This window comes from Arthrobacter sp. NQ7 (assembly GCF_029581595.2).
In the GTDB taxonomy this organism is placed as follows: Bacteria; Actinomycetota; Actinomycetes; order Actinomycetales; family Micrococcaceae; genus Arthrobacter; species Arthrobacter phenanthrenivorans_B.
Window position 1 is genome coordinate 83,176 of the sequence record NZ_JARFXU020000005.1, and the last position, 22,310, is coordinate 105,485.

General features: G+C 65.8%; 22 protein-coding genes. 16 read left to right on the forward strand and 6 right to left on the reverse strand.

Features of this window, described 5'->3' with window-relative positions; translation table 11 throughout:
* Position 1 precedes the first annotated feature (1 nt).
* From PUN71_RS08005 to PUN71_RS08045, 9 genes are all read left to right on the forward strand, one after another.
* On the forward strand, positions 2–904 hold the full coding sequence (locus PUN71_RS08005; RefSeq protein WP_277797988.1) for a bifunctional methylenetetrahydrofolate dehydrogenase/methenyltetrahydrofolate cyclohydrolase: 903 nt from the start codon (positions 2–4) through the stop codon (positions 902–904).
* 229 nt (positions 905–1,133) lie between these two features.
* A complete protein-coding gene (locus tag PUN71_RS08010) occupies positions 1,134–2,270 on the forward strand; it encodes a sensor histidine kinase (protein WP_277797989.1) in 1,137 nt (378 codons plus the stop codon).
* Positions 2,267–2,932, forward strand: coding sequence for a response regulator (locus PUN71_RS08015; RefSeq protein WP_277797990.1), 666 nt, complete (start codon positions 2,267–2,269; stop codon positions 2,930–2,932). The genes PUN71_RS08010 and PUN71_RS08015 overlap by 4 nt, the downstream gene beginning before the upstream one ends.
* Positions 2,933–3,093: 161 nt before the next feature.
* Complete coding sequence (locus tag PUN71_RS08020; RefSeq protein WP_277797991.1) at positions 3,094–3,411, forward strand: SHOCT domain-containing protein; 318 nt, start codon at positions 3,094–3,096, stop codon at positions 3,409–3,411.
* A gap of 74 nt (positions 3,412–3,485) precedes the next feature.
* A complete protein-coding gene (locus PUN71_RS08025) occupies positions 3,486–4,049 on the forward strand; it encodes a hypothetical protein (protein ID WP_043450546.1) in 564 nt (187 codons plus the stop codon).
* 10 nt (positions 4,050–4,059) lie between these two features.
* Positions 4,060–4,893: an exodeoxyribonuclease III gene (locus tag PUN71_RS08030; protein WP_043450570.1), complete on the forward strand. Its 834-nt coding sequence runs from the start codon at positions 4,060–4,062 to the stop codon at positions 4,891–4,893.
* A 17-nt stretch (positions 4,894–4,910) separates the two neighbouring features.
* Entirely contained in the window at positions 4,911–5,954 is a 1,044-nt protein-coding gene (gene trpS / locus PUN71_RS08035) for a tryptophan--tRNA ligase (protein WP_277797992.1), read from the forward strand.
* A gap of 4 nt (positions 5,955–5,958) precedes the next feature.
* Positions 5,959–6,663, forward strand: coding sequence for a 2'-5' RNA ligase family protein (locus PUN71_RS08040; protein ID WP_277797993.1), 705 nt, complete (start codon positions 5,959–5,961; stop codon positions 6,661–6,663).
* Between the two features lie 58 nt (positions 6,664–6,721).
* Complete coding sequence (locus PUN71_RS08045; RefSeq protein ID WP_082006977.1) at positions 6,722–7,696, forward strand: YihY/virulence factor BrkB family protein; 975 nt, start codon at positions 6,722–6,724, stop codon at positions 7,694–7,696.
* A 49-nt stretch (positions 7,697–7,745) separates the two neighbouring features.
* Here the strand turns inward: PUN71_RS08045 and PUN71_RS08050 are convergent, their stop codons facing one another.
* On the reverse strand, positions 7,746–9,797 hold the full coding sequence (locus tag PUN71_RS08050) for a hypothetical protein (protein WP_502860333.1): 2,052 nt from the start codon (positions 9,795–9,797) through the stop codon (positions 7,746–7,748).
* A gap of 393 nt (positions 9,798–10,190) precedes the next feature.
* Here PUN71_RS08050 and PUN71_RS08055 point away from each other — a divergent pair, with 393 nt between their 5' ends.
* Complete coding sequence (locus PUN71_RS08055; RefSeq protein ID WP_277797995.1) at positions 10,191–11,492, forward strand: ABC transporter substrate-binding protein; 1,302 nt, start codon at positions 10,191–10,193, stop codon at positions 11,490–11,492.
* 5 nt (positions 11,493–11,497) lie between these two features.
* Here PUN71_RS08055 and PUN71_RS08060 read toward each other — a convergent pair whose 3' ends face one another.
* The 5 genes from PUN71_RS08060 to sdhC form a co-directional block, all read right to left on the reverse strand.
* On the reverse strand, positions 11,498–12,268 hold the full coding sequence (locus PUN71_RS08060; protein ID WP_043450541.1) for an alpha/beta hydrolase family protein: 771 nt from the start codon (positions 12,266–12,268) through the stop codon (positions 11,498–11,500).
* A gap of 121 nt (positions 12,269–12,389) precedes the next feature.
* Entirely contained in the window at positions 12,390–13,172 is a 783-nt protein-coding gene (locus tag PUN71_RS08065) for a succinate dehydrogenase iron-sulfur subunit (protein ID WP_043450540.1), read from the reverse strand.
* Position 13,173: 1 nt separating this feature from the next.
* On the reverse strand, positions 13,174–14,973 hold the full coding sequence (sdhA, locus tag PUN71_RS08070) for a succinate dehydrogenase flavoprotein subunit (protein WP_043450539.1): 1,800 nt from the start codon (positions 14,971–14,973) through the stop codon (positions 13,174–13,176).
* Positions 14,974–15,082: 109 nt separating this feature from the next.
* Positions 15,083–15,544 (reverse strand): succinate dehydrogenase hydrophobic membrane anchor subunit, encoded by a 462-nt coding sequence (locus tag PUN71_RS08075; RefSeq protein ID WP_043450538.1) that lies wholly within the window; start codon positions 15,542–15,544, stop codon positions 15,083–15,085.
* A 3-nt stretch (positions 15,545–15,547) separates the two neighbouring features.
* Positions 15,548–15,928, reverse strand: a complete 381-nt coding sequence (gene sdhC / locus PUN71_RS08080; protein WP_081620212.1) for a succinate dehydrogenase, cytochrome b556 subunit — start codon at positions 15,926–15,928, stop codon at positions 15,548–15,550.
* A gap of 275 nt (positions 15,929–16,203) precedes the next feature.
* On the opposite strand from sdhC, the gene PUN71_RS08085 reads away from it, so the two are divergent.
* The 6 genes from PUN71_RS08085 to PUN71_RS08110 all read left to right on the forward strand — a co-directional run bounded on the left by PUN71_RS08085 (position 16,204) and on the right by PUN71_RS08110 (position 22,102).
* Positions 16,204–17,337: a mannose-1-phosphate guanylyltransferase gene (locus PUN71_RS08085; protein WP_043450537.1), complete on the forward strand. Its 1,134-nt coding sequence runs from the start codon at positions 16,204–16,206 to the stop codon at positions 17,335–17,337.
* A gap of 111 nt (positions 17,338–17,448) precedes the next feature.
* Positions 17,449–18,666, forward strand: a complete 1,218-nt coding sequence (locus PUN71_RS08090) for an amidohydrolase (protein WP_277797996.1) — start codon at positions 17,449–17,451, stop codon at positions 18,664–18,666.
* A gap of 144 nt (positions 18,667–18,810) precedes the next feature.
* On the forward strand, positions 18,811–19,245 hold the full coding sequence (locus PUN71_RS08095) for a MarR family winged helix-turn-helix transcriptional regulator (protein WP_043450533.1): 435 nt from the start codon (positions 18,811–18,813) through the stop codon (positions 19,243–19,245).
* A gap of 44 nt (positions 19,246–19,289) precedes the next feature.
* A complete protein-coding gene (locus PUN71_RS08100; RefSeq protein WP_043450531.1) occupies positions 19,290–19,721 on the forward strand; it encodes an organic hydroperoxide resistance protein in 432 nt (143 codons plus the stop codon).
* Positions 19,718–20,734, forward strand: coding sequence for an NADP-dependent oxidoreductase (locus tag PUN71_RS08105; RefSeq protein ID WP_277797997.1), 1,017 nt, complete (start codon positions 19,718–19,720; stop codon positions 20,732–20,734). The genes PUN71_RS08100 and PUN71_RS08105 overlap by 4 nt, the downstream gene beginning before the upstream one ends.
* A gap of 255 nt (positions 20,735–20,989) precedes the next feature.
* Positions 20,990–22,102 carry a BMP family lipoprotein gene (locus PUN71_RS08110; protein WP_043450528.1) on the forward strand — a complete coding sequence of 371 codons (1,113 nt, stop codon included), beginning with the start codon at positions 20,990–20,992 and terminating at the stop codon, positions 22,100–22,102.
* Positions 22,103–22,310: the final 208 nt, after the last annotated feature.

Genomic DNA, 22,310 nt, shown 5'->3' on the forward strand with positions numbered 1-22,310 from the left:
GATGACTGAAACCACAACCGCACAGATCCTTGACGGCAAGGCCACCGCCGCCGCCATCAAGGCCGAGTTGACCGAACGCGTGGCCGCACTCAAGGCCAACGGCGTCACTCCCGGCATCGCCACTGTGCTGGTGGGCGCCGACCCCGCCTCGCAGCTGTACGTCTCGATGAAGCACAAGCAGTCCGTGCAGATCGGGATGAACTCCATCCAGCGCGAGCTCCCGGCGCACGCCACCCAGGAACAGGTGGAGGCCCTCATTGACGAACTCAATGCGGACCCCGCCTGCCACGGCTACATTGTGCAGCTGCCGCTGCCCAAGCACCTTGACACCGATGCCATCCTGGAACGGATCGATCCCGCCAAGGACGCCGACGGCCTGCACCCCACCAACCTCGGCCGGCTGGTGCTGAACGTCAACCACAAGATCACCACCCCGCTGCCGTGCACCCCCCGCGGGGTCATCGAGCTCCTCGAACGCAACGGGTACAGCCTGGCCGGCAAGCATGTTGTGGTGGTGGGACGCGGTGTCACCATCGGCCGCTCGATCGGCCTGCTGCTTACGCGGCGGGACGTCAACGCCACCGTGACCCTGACCCACACCGGCACCACCAACCTGTCGGAGCTGCTCCGCCAGGCGGACGTCATCGTGGGCGCGGCGGGTGTGAAGCACATCGTCAAGGCGGGCGACGTGAAGCCGGGGGCGGCCCTGCTGGATGTGGGGGTTACCCGCGAGACCGACCCGGAGACGGGCAAGAGCAAGGTCTACGGCGACATCGATCCGGCTGCCGCGGAAGTGGCCGGCTGGATCTCGCCGAACCCCGGTGGTGTGGGCCCCATGACCGTCGCGCTGCTCATGACCAACGTGGTGGAGGCTGCCGAGCGCGCAGCCGGCGTGGACGCATAGCCCGCCGCCGGGCAGGGCGCCGGCACCGGGTTCCTGTACTGAGCACCTGAACAGCGGGCCGGGGCACAACGAAGTACGACGGCGGCACGGCACCTTCCCCATGGAAGGAGCGGTGCCGCCGTCGGCCTCTTTAACCTGGGCCGGAACGGCACGCACCGTACTCCCGGGGGAGTACGGGCACTACGCCCCATCCGGCGACTTTCAACGCCGGCGGGCATAGGCTCGGAGCATGCAGCGCCGTTTCCGGGGACCGCCTACCGCCGCCATCGTTGTGGTGGTCGCCGTGATCCAAGTCGCCGGGTCGGCGTTCGCTTCGTCGCGGCAGCCGGGCCACCCACCCCTTGATGCCGTGGCACTGGTCCTGCTGCTGCTGGGCCCGGCAGCGCTGGCGTTCCGCCGGCGCGCACCCCTGGTGATGCTGCCCGTTGCCGCTGCCGCGACCGCGGGCTACCTTGCCTTGGGCTACGCGTGGGGCCCTGTGGTCCTGTCCCTTGCCGTCGCATTGATCCTCACCGCGGCGGCCGGGAAAAGGACGGTTGCCTGGTCCGTGGCCGCACTGGGAACACTGGTGCTGTTTCTCGGCGCAGCCCGCAGCGGCGACGAGGGGACGTTCATCCGCGCATTTGCCGGGTCCTCATGGCTGGCCATCCTGGTCCTGATCGGAGAAGGCGTGCGGCTTCGTGGCGAACGCGTCGCCGAACGGTACCGGCAGCAGGCCGCCGCCGAGCAGGCTGCCCGCGACGAGTACCGGCTGGCTCTGGCGCGGGACATCCACGACGTGGTGGCGCACTCGCTGTCCCTGATCAACGTGCGGGCCTCGGTGGCCCGGCATCTGGGCGAGAAGGACCCGGCCCAGTTCAGGCCTGCCCTGGAGACCATCAAGGCAGCCAGCAAAGAATCACTGGCTGAAGTCCGGCAGCTGCTCGGCGTGCTCCGGGAGGACGCTCCGCTGAGCCCCACCCGCCGGCCCGGCCTCGGCCAGGTTACGGAGCTCGTGGAAAACGCGCGGCGCGCCGGGCTGGACGTCAGGCTGCAGGCCGATCCGGCTGCGGACTCCGCTCCCGGTGCAGTGCAGGAAGCGGCCTACCGGATCACCCAGGAGGCACTGACCAACGCCGTCCGGCATTCCGGGGCGCAGACGGCCGGAGTCTCCATCAATGCGGCAGGAGCAGAACTGGTGGTGACCATCGACGACGACGGCGCCGGGGCGGCCACAGCCCCCGAAGGTAACGGCATCACCGGCATGCGGGAGCGTGTGGCGGCTTTGGCGGGCCGGCTTGAGCTGGGACCCGCGCCGTCCGGCACAGGCTGGCGGGTCCGGGCGGTCCTCCCGCTGGACGGGCATCCACAGGTGGATCCGCAGTGATCAGCATCCTGCTGGCAGACGACCAGAATCTCATCCGGGCAGGCTTCCGGGCCTTGCTGGACGCGGAGCCGGACATGAAGGTCGTGGCTGAATGCGGCACCGGGCGTGAGGCTGTGCGCCTGGCCCGCCAGCACCGTCCGGACGTGGTCCTGATGGACATCCGCATGCCCGATGGTGACGGTCTTGACGCGACCAGGCAGATCCTCTCCGATCCTGCGCTGTCCGGAACCCGCGTGGTTATGCTCACCACTTTCGAGCTCGACGAGTACATTGCGGAGGCTGTGCGGGCAGGCGCCGCCGGCTTCCTGGTCAAGGACACCGAGCCCGCGGAGCTTTTGCGCGCGGTCCGCATCGTGCACGACGGTGACGCGCTCCTTTCGCCGTCGGTGACCCGGCGGATCATGGCCCAGTTGGCACGGCACTCCCGCGCCGCCCAACGGCCTGTGGCGCTGGACCGCATCACGGACCGTGAGCGGGAAGTCCTCCAGCTTGTGGGGGAGGGGTTGAACAACGTCGAGATCGCGGAGCGGTTGTTCATCACACCACTCACGGCAAAAACGCACGTCTCCCGGATCATGGCAAAGCTGATGGTGCGGGACAGGGCCCAGCTGGTGGTGCTTGCCTATGAATCCGGCCTGGTCCGGCCGGGGTGGGCAGGCTGACTGGTGGTCGGTGCACCCGCCGGACTCCCTGGGGAGTACGGGGCCGGTTCCAGGTGACTCCTGCCGCCGGACGCGCCCGCAGGCTCCGCCAACAAGACTCGATACCAGGCCGAAACCGCGGCCGGTCAAAAGAGGCCGGTCAAAAGAGTCTGGAGAATGAAATGTTCACTTCCGTTACCACCGCAATCTCCGCGGCAGCAATGTCTGCCGCGTCCCGGGTGCCGGCCGATACGGTCGTCTACGGGCCGTGGCATGGCGCCTTTGCACCGTGGTTCCTGTTGATCCCCCTGTTCTGGATCCTGGTCATAGCGCTGTTCATCTTCGTGGCCCGCCGGACCTGGCGCAGGAACCAGCACTGGGCCGCCGGCCAGGGCGCCGAAGGCGTGCTGCGTGAGCGCTATGCCCGCGGCGAGGTCGACGAGACGGAATTCCGGCAACGCCTGGAGGTCCTGCGCAGCGGAGAACGGCGGCAGAAGTGACCGCCGGCCGCCGGGCCGTTCGCCGGGGGTGGAAGGAGGCGGAAGCACAGCCCGCCGTTTGAGACAATGGCTGCATGCGAACTTTGGGCAGCTCCACGTCATCCTCCAAACCCGCCAGGGGCGGCTTTTCGATGTTCCGGATCAGCGGGCCCGGCCTGATGGTCCTGGTGACGGCGTTCGTGGTGGCCGTGATCTTCGCCGCAAACCAGAACGACGTGGTGGGCTGGGTTGTCGCCGTCATCGCCGCCTTTTGGCTGGCATTGGCGCTCTTCGTGGTCTTCAGTATCCAGAAGGCTGCCCGGAAGGCCGGCGCCAAGCTGTCCGAAGCCCACGATGCCTTCAACACGGCAGCCGGCCGCGCGCCGTCGCACGCTTCCGCCGACCATGGCGGCACCCGCGTCCTCTACGAACGCTCACAGGCCGATGAGGTGCGCGACCTGAAGCTGGACCATTCCTTCAAGATCGTCCAGGTCCAGGTCCGTGTGGTGGAGGAGGAGCGCGCCAAGGGTGCCGCCGCCAACCAGGACACCATCAACCGCGCACTCGAAACCATCGAGATCACGGCCACCAACGCCCGGGACATGATCAAGTCGTCCGGTGGAAGCGGAGAGCCGGTGACCGGAACCATCATCGACTAGAGTGGAGCGGGTGAGCTCGGCATTGAAGAAGGACCACCTTCGCATCGCATCCGTCAACGTAAACGGCCTCCGGGCTGCCTACAAAAACGGGATGGCGGCCTGGCTGGAGCCGCGCGAAGTGGACATCCTCTGCCTGCAGGAAGTCCGTGCGCCCGACGCCGTCGTCCGGCAGCTGCTGGGGGACGACTGGCACATCCTGCACGCCGAGGCTGAAGCGAAAGGCCGGGCCGGCGTCGCCATTGCGTCACGGCAGGAGCCCCTCGCCACCAGGAACGGCATCGGTGATGACTACTTCGCCACCGCCGGGCGCTGGGTCGAAGCGGACTTCCGCTTCCCCGATGCCGCCGGGAACCCGGTCCAGCTCACCGTCGCCAGCGCCTACGTGCACTCCGGCGAAGTAGGGACCCCCAAACAGGATGACAAGTTCCGGTTCCTTGACGTCATGACCACCAGGCTCCCGGAGCTGACCAAGCACAGCGACCACGCCCTGGTGGTGGGGGACCTCAATGTTGCCCACACGCCCCGGGACATCAGGAACTCAAAGGGCAACCTCAAGAAGGCAGGGCACCTGCCGGAGGAACGCGCCTACTTTGACCGGTTCTTTGGCGAAGACATCGGCTGGCACGACGTGCACCGGAACCTGGCCGGGGATGTTGACGGCCCCTACACCTGGTGGTCCTGGCGCGGCAAGGCCTTCGACAACGACACCGGCTGGCGCATCGACTACCACCTGGCCACCCCCGAACTCGCGTCCTCCGCCATCTCGGCAGTCGTCGACCGTGCAGCGACCTGGGATACCCGCTTCTCCGATCACGCCCCGCTGGTAGTGGACTACCAGCTCTAAGCCCCGAAAGTTTTTCCATGACCACCCAGACTTCCCCCACCGCCAAGAAGCGCATCCTCTCCGGCGCCAAGCCCACCGCCGATTCCCTGCACCTGGGCAACTACATCGGAGCAGTGTGCAACTGGGTGCAAATGCAGGCCGAGTACGACGCCGTCTTCTTCATCCCGGACCTGCACGCCATCACCGTCGACTTCGATCCCGCAGAGCTGGCCAAGCGCACCCGCATCGTGGCGGCCCAGTACATCGCCGCCGGGATCGATCCCGACAAGAGCATCTTCTTCGTGCAGTCCCATGTCCCTGAGCACGCCCAGCTCGCCTGGGCGCTGAACTGCATCACCGGGTTCGGTGAAGCCTCACGGATGACCCAGTTCAAGGACAAGACCCAGAAGTCCGGCGCAGACTCCGCCACGTTGGGCCTCTTCGCGTACCCCACGCTGATGGCCGCGGACATCCTCCTGTACCAGAGCGACCTTGTCCCCGTGGGCGAGGACCAGCGGCAGCACCTGGAGCTGACCCGGAACCTGGCACAGCGGTTCAACACCCGGTTCGGCCACACGTTCACGGTTCCCGAGGCCACGATCGTCAAGGAAAGCGCCAAGATCTACGACCTCCAGAACCCCAGCGCCAAGATGTCCAAGACGGGTGAGTCGCCCAACGGTGCCATCCAGCTGCTGGAGGATCCCAAGATCGCGGCCAAGCGCATCAAGTCCGCGGTGACCGACGCCGGCACTGACATCCGCTTCGATCCCGAGGAAAAGCCCGGGGTGTCCAACCTGCTCACCATCTACTCATCCCTCACGGGCAGGACGGTGGCGGAGCTCGAAGCCGAGTACCAGGGCAAGATGTACGGCCACCTCAAGGTGGATCTTGCCGAGGTGGTGGTGGACTTCATCACGCCGCTGCGGAACCGGACCAACGAACTCATGGGCGACCCCGCCGAGCTTGACCGGCTGCTGGCCCTGGGCGCGGAACGGGCGCGCGAGATCGCTTCCGTAACCCTTGGCCAGGTGTATGAGCGCATGGGTTTCCTGCCGTCCCTCAGCCTCGCAGGGGTCCGCTAGCGCCATGTCGTCGGGAAACGCCACCGCCAGGGGAGGTGCCCGCCCTGCGCGCCAGGCCGAGCGGACCGCAGCGGCCCGCTTCGGTGAACAGACCGGCCGGAACGCGGCGGCGGAGCAGGACGTGGACCGCAGCGACGAGATCAGTGTGGGCGTCATCCTGGGCTTTCCCGCCGAGATTGCAGAGGAACTGCAGCGCTGGCGGGCCTCCTTCGGCGACCCCCTCGCCGAGGTGGTGCCGGCGCACATCACGCTGGTCACCACCACCCCCACCAGTGACTGGGAAGCCACCCGCCAGCACGTCCGCGAGGTGGCCCGCTGCCAGAGCCCGTTCATGGTGACCATCGCCGGGACGGGGACATTCCGGCCGGTGTCGCCCGTGGTGTTCATCAACGTCGAAGCCGGCTTCCAGGATTGCGTCGACCTGCACAACAAGCTTCAACGGGGTCCGCTGGAGCGCGACCTGCCCTTCGCCTACCATCCCCACGTCACGATCGCCCACGATGTGGCACCGGAAAGCCTGGATGAGGCCGAAACGGTGCTGAAGAACTACAAGGCCACCTTCCCCGTGGTTAGCATGGGACTCTATGAGCATGATGCCGACGGCATCTGGCAGCTACGGGAAGAGCTGGACTTTGGGACCGAAACTGACAACCACGCCGGCACCAGCTGCACGGACGCTGCCGCGGACACCACCAACGAAGGCCGCTGAGCGGCAACCGCTGCCCACCGAGCACGCCCAGCTGAAGCTGGCCGTCATCCAGAAGCGCATGGAATGGGGAAAGGCCAGGAGAGCCGGCGGCGGCGCGGTGCCCGGCGTTATGGCACTGATCCAATGGCTGCTGGCAAAGCTCAACACCTTTCGCCCCATGCGGGCATTCCAGCACTACAACCTGCAGCACGGACCCCTGTTGAGCGCGGGCATCGGCTTCCGGATGTTTTTCTCCATCACCGGTCTGCTGACCACGGGTTTTTCGATTGCCGGGCTGGTCCTCAGCGGGCAGCCGGCCCTCCTTGACACGATTGTGGCCACGGTGGCGCAAAGCGCCCCCGGCCTCCTCAAGGTCGGCAACGGGGACGGCCTGGTGGACCCGAAAGACCTCCTAAACCCCGGCAGCCTCGGCTGGACGGCGGTGATAGCGGCCGTGGTCACCATCGTCACGTCGCTGGGCTGGATCAACGGAATGAGGGACGGCCTGCGCGGCGTCCTGCAACTTCCGCCGCTCGTGGCCAACCCCATCCTGGTGAAACTGCGCGATGCCGGAACGCTTCTGCTCCTTGGGCTTGCCCTGGTGATCAGCGCGGGCGCTTCCCTTGTCTTCGGCACCCTGGCGGGCTGGGTGGTGGGATTGCTGCATCTGAGCGATGCCGTGGCAGGGCCCCTGACCACGTCCGTCAAGATCGTTGTACCGCTGGTCCTGAACTGGGTTACGGCGCTGATCATGTACCGCTTGGCTGCCGGCCTCAAGCTGTCCCGGCAGGCATTGCTGGAAGGCACCGTCCTGGCGGCGGTCGGCACCACGGTCCTGCAAATCTTCAGCACCGAGCTGTTGGCCGGAGCCAGCCGCAACCCGATCCTCGCGTCGTTCGCCATCATCATCGGCCTGCTGATCTGGTTCAACCTGGTCAGTCAGGTCTACCTTGTCTCTGCTGGCTGGGCGGCCGTCCGCGAGGCGGACCTGGAGTCCGGCGGTGCTCCGCGCAAAACCATCCTGGGTGCCCGGCGGGCGACGCCCCAGACCTAATCCCACAAGGGCCTGCCGCAACGGCCGGGGCCAGCGAACGCAGCGAACGTCAGGGGGCGCGGATGAGGCCTTCGCAGGCCACCGACCAGTCGGCCGGGAAGCCGGGCGCATGCCTTCCCGGCCCGCCATCCCACCCTGCCGCCATCAGCGCTGCAGCAGCGAGCAGCCCCCCGTTGCCGGGCAAATACAAAGGCAACGAATCCGTTTGACGGTTATGCCCATTGGGCAGGACCGTATTCTTTGCTGCACCGAGCAGGAGCGCGTCCACTGCAGCCTCCGGGTCGCCCAGGCGCGCTGCCGTCATGGCCATCACAGGGTAGTCCCAGCCCCAGGTACTGTCCCAGTCCCAATCGGCCAGGACATCATCGAGGGTGGCGCGCATGGTGGATTCGTCGATCAGGTCCGTCAGCGGAAGGACACCGAGCGCGCAAAGCATGGAGGGGTGATCGGTCCTGATGGTAAAGGGCGCCACGTCCATGGCCGCATAGACTCCATCAATCACGCGCGGCCGTACCAGCCCATCCGCAACCGCCGCCCAGGACGGGACCGGTTCCAGTCCCAGCCGTTCCCGCCAGGCAGAAGCGGTCCGGAGGGCCCATTGCCAGTAAGCCAATTCGAACGTGGGGTTGCTGACGGACGCCCGCAGGGATCCGTAACTTTCCTGCGCCGGAATGAGGGGTGGCCCCAGTTCGAAGCCCCTTGCGGTGGGGTGCGCGAAGCTGGCCATGAACGCCGCCGACTCGAATACCACCTCCGCGAACTCAGCCAGCACCTCACGCGTGGGATTGGCCCGATACACCAGTTCCGCCAAGTGGATGGGATGGGGCTGCTGCCAGATCAGGAACGTCCCGATCGGGCTGGGGCTCTCCCTGCCGTCCGGACCTACCTGCTTTGGCCAGCGGGCGCCGTCGAAACCCTGCGCCTTTGCCGTCTGCCGTGAACTCTCCAGCACCGATCCATACCACCGCAGGGAGGGCAGCAGGAGTTCCACCCGGTCCCACAGCGCAAAGTGGGCAGCATGCCACCAGTGCATCTCGAGATGGAAGCGCCCCCGCCAGGAATTGCAGACGAGACCTGTTTCCTGCGGCGGCAGCGATCCTGAGCAGTTGACGGCGGTGACGTACTGGGAGAGCACGATCCGGCGCTCCAGTTCACGGGCCCGCGGATCTGCGGTGCCGGCCAGTTCGATCGCACCCCCGGATGCCCAAAAGCGGGGCCAGTGGGCACGCGATGCGGCCGCTACGGTACTGCCGGGCAGCGCGCCGTCGCGGGCGGAATGTTCGACGGCGGGGCCCGGGGGAGTGCCAACGCCGGCCGGCGCCGGCATGAATGCAATGGAGAGGTCCAGGAAGTCCCGGCCGCAATCCGTGCCGGGTTGTACCAGGATCCGGTGTGTCTCCGTCTGCTCCACCCTCAGGCCAGGGCCGGTGAGCACCACCTGGTACCGGGAATCATCGAGTTCGCGCTGAATGGTCCAGCTGGTCACGCCGGGGTGGAACGTTGAACTATGGGGTCCATGAAGGGAAGTGGTGTGCGCTCCGGGTTGGTCCCAGGCGGCAGCATCATGCCACGCCTCCGAACCGTACGGAAAGTCGAGGGCGATGGCCAGGCCCTGCCGCAACGCGCCGGACTCCACCCGGACGCCCAGTTCATCACGATGCGGATGGCAAGCGGTGGTCACGGTGACGGGATGAGCGGCAAGGGTGAACCTGCTGGTGACAGTCCCGGTCCAGAGATCGAGTATTTGACTGGCGTCGGAGAGCTCCGAGGCGCTGATGCTCCGGCTGGACTGGTCCTTCGCCATCTGGAATCCGATGCGGCCCAGGTCCAGCCGGTGCGGGTTGGCACGCAACCACGTTTCCGCTGCCGTCGTGCCGGTTTCCCGGTCGTTCACTATCCCGCCCACCATGTCCACGTACGGAACTGGTCCGTGGGGCGAGTTATAGATGACCGTTGAGCCGACAAGGCTGTAATCATCGCCGCCAGGAATGGAGTGCCATCCCCAGGTGGACTGGGTGCCCAGCAGGGTGCCGGGAGGAAGTCCGTCCCGTGCGCCCACCGGGTACTCCGCCGGCAGGGTCTGCAGCCCCGTGAGGTCCATCGTGAATGCGAATTCACCGTTGCCGACGGAGACGGGACTGCGTGGGTCGAGGCTCTCCTGCAGGACGTTATGGCGCCGCACCAGGGCGTGCCGGTCGATGGGTTCCGGGCCTTCCGGGGAAGTTGCCCCGTGCGGTGGGATGCTCCTGCGGCTGTGCACGGTGCATGCTCTCCTGATAGTCGGATAGGGGCAGCTGAGAAACCGCTTTCAGCACTCTATCCTTGGGTCGGTTGGATGCTCTGTCAAGACGTGGGGCCTGCGTCCAGCCGCACGAAATTTTTCGGGCACCTTCCTGGACCACAGCAACAAGCACCGGACCCTTGACGATGACAAAACGGTGTTGATACGTTTCACGAAAACGCTTTCCCATTTGCAGAGGAAGAGGCCTGCCCGATGACGAGCCAAGGTATCCGCCGCATTCGCACCTCCATTGCCATCCTTTCGGCCACCGCCATCCTGGCCGTTACCGCCGGCTGTTCCAGCCCTTCGGGGAATACCGCGGAAGACGGGCCGGTGGAAATCAGGTTCTCCTGGTGGGGAAACACCGGCCGGGCCGAGCTGACCAACAAAGCCATCGCGGAGTTCGAGGCGGCCAACCCCAACATCAAGGTGAAACCGGAATACGGCGATATCGGCGGCTATTTCGATAAGCTCGCCACCCAGATGGCCGCCAACGATGCGCCCGACGTCATCACCATGGGCGGCGCCTATCCGGCCGAGTACGCCAACCGTGGAGCCCTCCTGGATTTGTCGAAGGTGTCGGGCTCGCTCGACCTCTCGAAAATTGACCAGGGGGCGCTGGAAAACGGGCAGGTCAAGGGCAAGCAGTACGGGGTCTCCACGGGCGCCAACGCGCTGGCGATCGTGGTCAACCCCGCTGTCTTCGCTGCAGCCGGGGTCCCGCTGCCGGACGACAACAACTGGAGCTGGGAGGACTTTGCGAGGACTGCAGCAGCCATCACGGCGAAGAGCCCCCAAGGGACGTACGGAACGGCCACCGTCCTCACCCATGACTCCCTGGATGCCTTTGCCCGCCAGCGTGGCGAATCCCTCTACACCCAGGACGGGCAACTGGGGCTGGCCAAGGAGACGGTGCAGGACTACTTCGACTATTCCCTCAAGCTCAGTGACTCCGGAGCTGCCCCAAGCGCGTCCGAAACTGTGGAAAAGCTTAACGTCAGCACAGAGCAGACGCTTATGGGTATGGGGAAGGCGGGGATGATGCTCACGTGGAGCAATTCGCTGACGGCCCTCAGCAAAGCCTCCGGCGCTGACTTGAAGTTGCTGAAGCTCCCCGGCGAAAAGCCCACGCCGGGAATCTGGCTCCAGTCATCGCAGTTCTACACCATCTCCGCACGCAGCAAGCACACGGACGCCGCGGCCAAACTGGTGAACTTCCTGGTGAACAACCAGGCCGCGGCCAAAATCATCCAAAGCGACAGGGGCATTCCCGGCAACGCCGGCATGCGCGCTGCCATCCAGGACCTGCTGACCCCGCAGGGGAAGGTCGAAGCTGAGTACATCAACCAGATCGGCAAGATGGACTTCGCCCCCACCTACATCGGGCCCACCGGCTCCACAGCTGTTTCCGAGATCACAGCCCGGATTAACACCGAGGTCCTCTTCAAACGGCTGACGCCCGCCCAGGCCGCTGAGCAGTGGATCAGCGAGAGCAAGGCTGCCATCGGCAAATAGCCCCGCTACTGCCCTGCATCCAGGTACTGGTCCGCCCAGGCGGCGATGATCCGGGCGGCCCGGGCAGCCTGGCCCTTGCCGGTCAGCAGGTGGTCGCTTCCCTCGAGGGACACAAAGTTCCGGGGATGGCGGGCCGTCTGGAAGATGGTGCTGGCATTCTCGATCCCCACGGTGTTGTCGGTGGGGGAGTGCAGCACCATCAGCGGCTTGTGCAGCTGACGGATGCAGTCTGTAAGGTCCGCGTTCTCCAGGTCCTCCACGAAGTGCCGGCGGATTTCCACCCGCTTGCCGCCAAGGTCCACCTCCGCGCTGCCCTCACTGAGGATCCTGTCCAGCGCCGCGTCGAAGACGTGGGCCACGTGCTTGGGGGAGAAGGGTGCTCCCACCGTGGCGACGGCATCAAGCTCCGGGATGTCCCGGGCGGCTGCCAGCACAGCTGCCCCGCCGAACGAGTGCCCCACCAGCAGGGAGATCTCCCTGCCCTGGCTGCGCATGAACTCCGCGGCCTTCACCGTGTCTGCCACTTTGTGGCTGAACGAACCGGCCGACCATTCCCCGGCGGATCCGCCAAGGCCGAGGTTGTCGAAACGCAGCATCCCGATCCCGCTGTCAGCAAGTGCCTTGCACATCCGCGACGCGGAGGGGCTGTCCTTGCCAAGGGTGAATCCGTGCGAAAACACTCCCCAGCCCTTGACGGGACCTTCGGGCAGGTCGACGATTCCTGACAGCATCTCGCCTGTGGAACCGGCGAAGGACACTTTCTCGGAGCGGGACATGCTGTCGCCTTTCGTGCGTACGGGCCAGGTTGCTCTGGTGGTTGGTACGGAAACGACGACGGCGCCGCCACCACACGTGGTGAGCGACGCCGTCGGCCGTTGAAACTGTTGGTGGAACTGCCTAGATCTTACGGGCCAGGATGGCCTGCTTGACCTCCGCGATGGCCTGGGTGACCTGGATGCCGCGGGGGCACGCCTCGGAGCAGTTGAAGGTGGTGCGGCAGCGCCACACGCCTTCCTTGTCGTTGAGGATCTCCAGGCGCATGTCGCCGGCGTCATCACGGGAATCGAAGATGAAGCGGTGGGCGTTGACGATCGCGGCGGGTCCGAAGTACTGCCCGTCCGTCCAGAACACGGGGCAGGAGGACGTGCACGCAGCGCACAGGATGCACTTGGTGGTGTCGTCGAAGCGCTCCCGGTCCTCGGCCGACTGCAGGCGTTCCCGGGTGGGCTCGTGGCCCTTGTTGATGAGGAACGGCATGACCTCGCGGTACGACTGGAAGAAGGGTTCCATGTCCACGATGAGGTCCTTCTCCACCGGCAGGCCCTTGATGGGCTCCACAGTGATGGGCTTGGACGTGTCCAGGTCCTTCAGCAGCGTCTTGCAGGCAAGGCGGTTGCGGCCGTTGATGCGCATGGCGTCCGAGCCGCAGACGCCGTGGGCGCAGGAGCGGCGGAAGGACAGGGTTCCGTCCGTCTCCCACTTGACCTTGTGCAGGGCGTCCAGGACACGGTCCGTGCCGTACATGGTCAGGTGGAAGTCGTCCCAGGTGGCTTCCGCGGAAACTTCCGGGTTGTACCGGCGGACCCGAAGGTGCACATCGAAGGTGGGGATTTCCCCGCCCCCGCCGACGCCGGCAGGAAGTTCAACCTTTGAGGCTGGCTCAGCGATTTCAGCGGACATCTTAGTACTTCCTCACCATCGGCTCGTAGCGGGTAAAGACAACCGGCTTGGTGGCCAGCCGGATGCCGGCGATTGATTCCGCCGATCCGTCAGCCGGCGCATGGTCATCCTTGTACGCCATGGAGTGCTTCATGAATTTCTCGTCGTCACGCTCGGGGAAGTCCTCGCGGAAGTGTCCGCCGCGGGATTCCTCGCGGTGCAGGGCGGCCACGGTCATGACCTTGGCCAGTTCCAGCAGGAAGCCGAGCTCAACGGCCTCGAGCAGGTCCAGGTTGAAACGCTTGCCCTTGTCCTGGACGTTGATGCGCTTGTACCGCTCCTCGAAGGACGCGATGTCCCGCAGCACCTGGTTCAGGGTATCCGCCGTACGGAACACCTGCATGTTGGCGTCCATGGTGTCCTGCAGTTCCTTGCGGATCTGCGCCACCTTCTCGTCGCCGTTGCCGTTGCGGGCAATGTCCAGCAGTTCTGTGGTGTAGGCCAGCGGGTTCTCCGGCAGTTCCACGAACGGGGCACTCTTGGCGTATTCCGCGGCGGCGATGCCGGCGCGCTTGCCGAACACGTTGATGTCCAGCAGGGAGTTGGTGCCCAGGCGGTTGGAGCCGTGGACGGAAACGCAGGCAACTTCACCGGCGGCGAAGAGGCCAGGAACAACGGTGTCGTTGTCCTGCAGGACCTCGGTCTCGATGTTCGTCGGGATGCCGCCCATGGCGTAGTGGGCGGTGGGGAACACCGGTACCGGCTCGGTGTACGGCTCCACGCCCAGGTAGGTGCGGGCGAACTCGGTGATGTCCGGAAGCTTGGCATCGATGTGCGCCGGCTCCAGGTGGGTCAGGTCCAGGAGGACGTAGTCCTTGTTCGGGCCGCAGCCGCGGCCCTCGCGTACCTCGTTGGCCATGGAACGGGCCACGATGTCACGCGGCGCGAGGTCCTTGATGGTGGGGGCGTAGCGCTCCATGAAGCGCTCACCCTCGGAGTTGCGCAGGATGGCGCCTTCACCGCGGGCGGCCTCGGAGAGCAGGATGCCCAGGCCGGCAAGTCCGGTGGGGTGGAACTGGAAGAACTCCATGTCCTCCAGGGGAATGCCGCGGCGGAAGGCGATGCCCATGCCGTCACCGGTCAGGGTGTGGGCGTTGGACGTGGTCTTGAAGACCTTGCCGGCGCCGCCGGAGGCGAACACCACGGACTTGGCCTGGAACACGTGCAGTTCACCGGAGGCGAGGTCGTAGGAAACCACGCCGGCCACGCGCTTTTGCTTGTAGGGCGTGCCGTCTTCGCGGACAGCGTCCTCTTCGACCGTCAGCAGGTCCAGGACGTAGTACTCGTTGTAGAACTCAACGTTGTGCTTGACGCAGTTTTGGTACAGGGTCTGCAGGATCATGTGGCCGGTGCGGTCCGCGGCGTAGCATGCACGGCGGACCGGAGCCTTGCCGTGGTCGCGGGTGTGGCCGCCGAACCGGCGCTGGTCGATCCGGCCTTCCGGGGTTCGGTTGAAGGGCAGGCCCATCTTTTCCAGGTCCAGCACGGCGTCGATGGCTTCCTTGGCCATGACCTCGGCCGCGTCCTGGTCAACCAGGTAGTCGCCGCCCTTGACGGTGTCGAACGTGTGCCATTCCCAGTTGTCTTCCTCGACGTTGGCAAGGGCTGCGCACATGCCACCCTGCGCCGCACCTGTGTGCGAGCGGGTGGGGTAGAGCTTGGTCAGTACTGCTGTGCGCGCGCGCTGACCGGATTCGATCGCGGCGCGCATGCCAGCGCCACCGGCACCGACGATGACGACGTCGTACTTATGGACCTGCATACCAGACGCTCTTTCTCTCAAAATTCGCTATGAAACAACGGGGCGGCTTTGCCTGCTCCGCAAAACAGGGCCCGCGGATAAGCCCGCGGGCCCCGGGGGTGTGCCAGTGCTAGGCAGGGCAGAATCCGCCCGGAAGGGCAACGCCGTTCACCACGGGGCACGGGTTGAAGGTGAAGATGACCAGGGTGCCCAGGAGGATGATGACGACGGCGGCAGCGTAGAGAACGGTCTTCAGCCAGCGGCGGGTGGACGTCTTCTCTGCGTAGTCGTTGATGATGGTGCGCACACCGTTTGTGCCATGCAGCATGGCCAGCCAGAGCATGGCCAGGTCCCAGACCTGCCAGAACGGGTCTGCCCACTTGCCGGCCACGAAGCCGAAGTCGATGGCGTGGATGCCTTCGCCCACCATGAGGTTCACGAACAGGTGGCCGAAGATGAGGACCACCAGCACCACGCCGGACAGGCGCATGAACAGCCAGGCAATCATTTCGAAATTGCCCTTGGAGCCGCTGCTGCGGCGGTACTGGGGAGCGATCCGCCCGCTGCGGGGGCTCTCGATGGTTGCAGTCATGGCTTAGTGACCTCCGAGGGCGAGGGACAGGTGGCGGATGGAGAAGGCGACCATGGTCACGACCCACAGGGCCAGGACTGCCCACAGCATCTGCCGCTGGTACTTGGCGCCCTTCTTCCAGAAGTCGACGGCAATGATCCGCAGGCCGTTGAAGGCGTGGAAGACGATGGCGGCAACGAGGCCGGTCTCGCCCAGCGCCATCAGGGGGTTCTTGTAGGCGCCGATCACAGCGGTGTAGGCCTCCGGTGACACACGCACCAAGGAGGTGTCCAGGACGTGGACCAACAAGAAGAAAAAGATCACTACACCGGTAATGCGGTGTCCTACCCAGGACCACATGCCTTCACGGCCGCGGTACAAGGTGCCAGCTGGTTTTGTCGGCACTGATAAACCTCCCTGCAACACAGCGGCGCTGGCATGAGATCCATGCGGGGGGAACGCCTGCTGCGAGAGCACTCGTAGCTCAGGCCTAAATCTAGGCTTCGCTACCAGCTTATTCAATTTCAGTGATTGTTGGTGCCCAGTACTGGAGCGGATTTTCCGGCGAAATGAGACGAACACCACATGATTGCGGCTGTTTAGGTGCAGGCCCGCGGCGAATCGGGCCCTCCGCGCCGCCAAGGGGGAGGGTTGCGGCCCGTCGGCTAAAGTAGGCCGTGATGAGTACAGACAAAGTGACAAGCCCGGCTTCACCCCTTGACCGTTTCATAGCGGTGATTCCGGCAGGCGGAGTGGGGACCCGCCTCTGGCCCCTGTCACGTGCAGCAGCTCCCAAGTTCCTTCACGATCTCACCGGGTCGGGCAGCACCCTGCTGCGCGCCACCTATGACCGGCTGCACCCGCTCGCGGGCAACCGGATGCTGGTGGTCACCGGCCAGGCCCACCGGGACGCCGTGTGCCGCCAGCTCCCCGAGGTCCATGACGCGGACCTCGTCCTTGAGTCGGAGCCCAAGGATTCCGGCGCGGCCATTGGCCTCGCCGCGGCGATCCTGCATGAACGCGACCCGGACACCATCATGGGGTCCTTCGCCGCCGACCAGGTGATCAGCCCCGACCAGCTGTTCCAGGAGGCCGTCCGTGAAGCGATCCACACCGCCGCGGCCGGCAAGATCGTGACGATCGGCATCAAGCCCACCCACCCGTCAACCGGCTTCGGATACATCCGCTCCGGCAAGGCGCTGAACATCGAGGGTGCGCCCAGCGCCCACGACGTCGTGGAATTCGTTGAAAAGCCCGATGAAGTGGTGGCCCAGCAGTACGTGGACAGCGGTGACTATGTCTGGAACGCCGGCATGTTCGTGGCGCCCGTGTCCCTGATGCTTAAGCACCTTGAGGCCAACCAGCCCGAGCTGTTCCAGGGCCTGCAGGAAATTGCCCGGGCCTGGGACACCCCCCAGCGCGACGAGGTCACGGCGCGGATCTGGCCCACCCTGCCGAAGATCGCCATTGACTATGCAGTGGCCGAGCCCGCCGCCGAAGCCGGGGACGTCGCCGTCGTGCCCGGGACCTTCCGCTGGGACGACGTCGGCGACTTCGCCTCCGTGGGCCGCCTGAACAGCGCCAAGGAAGTGGATGACGTTACCGTCCTCGGCGAGGGCGCGCGGGTGTTCACCGAGAACTCAAGCGGCGTGGTGGTTACGGACACCAAGCGGGTGATCGCCCTGATCGGCATCGAGGATGTGGTCATCGTCGACACCCCGGACGCCCTGCTGGTGACCACCATGGCGAATTCGCAGCGCGTGAAGGCGGCCGTGGATGCGCTCAAGGCCAGCGGGGACACCGACGTCCTCTGACCGGCCGTTTTCCCGTGGGTCCTGCCGGCGCGGCACCTGCCGGCAGGACCCGGATGTAATGCTGCGTCAGTGAATGGGCGCTTAACCCAACACCCTCGCTAGAGTGAAACAGTGCGCAATTACACGACTGAAGCCGAGCCCACCGCTTTGGTGGCTCCGTGGCTCGAACCGCTCCTGCCGGAACTGATCGAATTCCGGCGGGACCTGCATGCGCACCCGGAGCTGTCCTTCAAGGAGTTCCGCACCACCGACAAGCTCGCCGAGCGGCTGGAGGCCGCAGGGCTGAGCCCCCGCCGCCTGGAAGGCACCGGCCTGACGGTGGATGTGGGGGAGGGGCCTATCGCCACTGCCCTCCGCGGCGACATCGACGCCCTGCCCATTATCGAGGAAACCGGGCTCCCGTTCGCGTCCAAGAACCACGGCGTCACCCACGCCTGCGGCCACGACGTGCACACCACCACCATGCTGGGCATCGCCCTGGTCCTGCACCGCATGCACCAGGAATCTCCCCTCGGCGCCACCGTCCGCATCATCTTCCAGCCCGCCGAGGAAACCATGCCCGGCGGTGCGCATTCCTGCATTGAGCAGGGCGTGCTCGACGGAGTGCCCCGCATCCTGGCGCTGCACTGCGATCCGCGCATCGAAGTGGGCAAGGTGGGAACGCGCATCGGTGCCATCACCTCCGCCTCGGACACCATCCGGATTGAACTGTCAGGCCGCGGCGGCCACACTTCCCGCCCGCACCTCACCGAGGACCTGGTGTTCGCGCTGGCGCAGATCGCCGTGAACGTTCCGGCTGTCCTGTCCCGCCGCGTGGACGTCCGCAGCGGCGTGTCCGTGGTCTGGGGCCAGATCACGGCCGGCTCGGCACCGAACGCCATACCCGGCAGCGGCTACATGGCGGGAACCATGCGCTGCCTGGACCGGGATGCCTGGCATGCCGCCGGCGAACTCCTTGACGAAGTGGTCCACCAGGTGGCCGCGCCGTACGGCGTGGACGTCCACCTGGAGCACACCAGGGGCGTGCCTCCGGTGGTGAACTCCGAGCACGAGACTGCCATCATCGAGGCTGCAGCGCGGGCCGAGATCGGCGAAAGCGCCGTGGTGCTGACGCCGCAGTCGATGGGTGGGGAGGACTTTGCATGGTTCCTCGCCGAACTTCCCGGGGCCATGATGCGCCTGGGCACCAAAACGCCGGGCGGCGAGGATTACGACCTGCACCGCGGCGACTACATCCTGGACGAGCGCTCCCTCGGCCTGGGCATCCGGGTGCTGACGGCAGCGGCCCTCCGGACCATCCGCGACCTGGAGCAGGGCCCGGTCTCCTGACAACCGTGCCTGGTATCCCCGTGACCCGGCGGGGATACCAGGCACTGCTGTTCCAGGACGGCAAGCAGAGTACCCGGCTGCTCCCCAGGGCGCCTGACCTTGCGGTAAGTTGTGCACAACTTAGTTGTGCGTTACTGTTGTGTCATGACCGAAGCACCCCGCCTTGACCGGCAAGTATGTTTTGCGCTCTATTCGGCATCCCGCGCCGCCACCGCCGTCTACCGGCCGGTCCTGGATGAGCTGGGACTCACGTACCCGCAGTACCTGGTGATGCTGGTCCTGTGGGAAAGCGAACCCCGGGGCGTGAAGGAGCTTGGCGGGGAACTTGGCCTCGATTCCGGCACCCTGTCGCCGCTGCTCAAACGGCTGGAAACGCTGGGGCTGGTGGAACGGCGGCGGTCCGGCGAGGACGAGCGCCGCGTTGCGATCCACCTGACGCCCGCCGGACGGAACCTCAGCGGCCCGGCGAGTGCCATTCCGCAGCGGCTGGCCGATGCCGCCGGACTCTCCCTGGAAGAGCTTGAACAACTGCGGACCACGCTCGGCAAGCTCACGGCGGCACTGCACGAATCACTGTGAACCCTGAATACTGCACCATCCCAACAACAGGACGGATATCTTTCGTGAAGACTCTCTACACCGCAGAGGCCCTGGCCTCGGGCGAAGGCCGTGACGGCGCTGCCCGCAGCAACGACGGCAAACTCGCAGTGGCCCTCGCCAGCCCGGTCGAACTCGGTGGCAGCGGCCAGGGCACCAACCCTGAACAGCTCTTTGCCGCAGGGTACGCCGCCTGCTTCCACTCGGCCCTGCGCCTTGTCGGCCGCAAGGCAGGCGCCGACCTGACGGATTCGGCAGTGGCAGCGAAGATCCATCTGGGACAGCTGGACGGGGGCGCCGGCTTCGGACTGGCCGCCGAACTGGAAATCGCCCTGCCGGCACTGGACCTGGCCACGGCTGAAGACCTCGTCGCCAAAGCGCACGAAGTCTGCCCCTATTCGAACGCCACGCGCGGCAACATCGCCGTCGACCTCAAGATCCTGGAGTACGCAGCATGAGCACCGCCCTTGCCACCACCACCCGTGAAATCCGCCTGGCCTCCCGCCCCGTGGGGCGCCCGTCCGGTGAGAACTTCGAACTCGCAGAGTCACCGCTGCCCGCACTTGAAGACGGCCAGATCCTGGTGCGCAACCTCTTCATGTCCGTGGACCCCTACATGCGGGGCCGCATGAACGACGTCAAGTCCTACTCCGCCCCCTTCGCGGTGGGCAAAGCGCTCGACGGCGGTGCGGTGGGTGAGGTGATCGCGTCCCGTTCGTCGGCACACCAGGAGGGCGACGTCGTCGTCCACTCCCTGGGTTGGCGGGAGTATGCGGTGGTGGACGGCAATGCTGCCACCCCTGCCCGCACTGACCTGGCACCGGCGTCGGCTTTCCTCGGCGCCCTGGGCATGACCGGGCTGACGGCCTACACCGGCCTGTTGAAGGTAGCGGAATTCAAGCCGGGGGACGCCGTATTCGTCTCCGGCGCCGCAGGTGCGGTGGGCTCCCTGGTGGGCCAGATCGCCAAGGCCATGGGCGCCTCGCGGGTCATCGGCTCTGCAGGCTCGCCCGCCAAGGTGGCCCGGCTCCTGGAACTCGGCTTCGACGCCGCCTTCGACTACCACGACGGCCCCGTCCTCGAGCAACTGGAGAAGGCCGCTGGCCCGGCCGGCATCGATGTCTACTTCGACAATGTGGGCGGCGAGCACCTCGAAGCCGCCCTGGCCGTCCTGAACGTCGGGGGCCGCGTGGCAATGTGCGGCGCCATCGCCCAGTACAACTCCACCGAACCCACCCCCGCCCCCCACAACCTCATGCAGGCCATCGGCAAGCAGCTGACCCTGCGCGGCTTCCTGGTGGGCGGGCAGCGGCAGCACGCGGCCGAGTTCGCGGAGAAGATGGCCGGCTGGCTGGCCGACGGGACCGTGCGTTACGACGAGACGATCGTGGACGGGCTGGAGAACGCTCCGCAGGCCTTCATGGACCTTCTGGACGGCGCCAACACCGGCAAGATGCTGGTCCGGCTGTAGCCGGCTGCAGCACGAACCAATATGAGGGGCACCGCATGGCGCGGTGCCCCTACTGCTTGGTAACAACTTGTAAACAATCTCCCGGATGGGCTCCCGCCGTGCTATGGGGACGTGGCGCAGGCCACTAAAGTAAGTGCCATCAGTGCGCTCCGGCGCAGTGCTGCGTGCCTTCAGTGAAAACAGAATTTCAGCGCCGAAACGGACACTCATTGAATTCCAGCCCGTAGCGCCACTCGCATCATCCCTGGAGGAAAATTGAAGAAATCACTGCGTGCCAGCTTCAAGCGCGGTTCAATGGCCGGCGTGGCCACCCTCGGTGCGTCCGCCTTGCTGCTCAGCGGTTGCGGAGCCCCTCCCTCCTCGTCCGGCCCCTCAGGTTCAGCCACCGCATCGGATTACACAGCGTGCATGGTGTCCGACTCAGGCGGATTCGACGACAAGTCGTTCAACCAGTCCGGCTACGAGGGCCTGCAGAGCGCCGTTAAGGATCTCGGCATCCAGGAGAAGCACGTCCAGTCCAAGGCTGACACCGATTACGACCCCAACCTCCGCTCCATGGTCCAGCAGGGCTGCAAGCTTACGGTCACCGTAGGCTTCCTGCTCGGCGACGCCACCAAGTCCATTGCGACCGCCAACCCTAACAGCCACTTCGCCATCATCGACTACAACGACCCCACCTTCCCCAAGAACGTCAAGCCGATCGTCTATGACACGGCCCAGGCCGCGTTCCTGGCGGGCTACCTCGCCGCCGGCACCTCCAAGACCGGCAAAGTGGCCACCTTCGGCGGCATCAACATCCCCACCGTGACCATCTTCATGGACGGCTTCGCCGACGGCGTGAAGTACTACAACGAAAAGAAGGGCAAGAGCGTCCAGCTCATCGGCTGGGACAAGGACAAACAGGACGGCACCTTCGTTGGCGACTTCAAGCAGGTGGACAAGGGCAAGGTCCTGACCCAGGGCTTCCTTGACCAGGGAGCCGACATTGTCCTCCCTGTGGCGGGACCCGTCGGCGGCGGCGCAGGCAGCGCGATTCTCGACGCAAAGTCCAAGGGCAAGGACGCGAAGCTCATCTGGGTTGACTCGGATGGCTACCTGACTGCCCCGGATTACAAGTCCGTCATCCTCTCCTCCGTCCAGAAGACCATGGCCACTGCTGTGGAATCGGTGATCAAGGACGACAAGGACGGCAAGTTCGACGCCTCCCCGTACATCGGAACCCTGGCAAACGGCGGGGTGGCCCTGGCTCCATTCCATGATCTCGATTCCGCCGTGCCGGCGGACCTCAAGAGCGAACTGGACCAGCTCAAGAAGGACATCATCTCCGGCACCGTCAAGGTCGAGTCGAAGTCCAGCCCCACCAAGTAAGCACCGAACCGCGGGGCGCGCTGCCCTTCCGCCGTTACCCCGGCAGGAGGGCAGCGCGTTCTGCTTTGCTGGCAACGTACGGTTGCCAGCACCATGCCGGCAGTCCCTTTTTGCCGCATGGCTGCCCTGCCCAGGAACCATCCGTGACACTAGGCTGGGACTACCCGCTGCCTTGCCGCCGACAGCGCGCCGGAGCAGATCCATACAC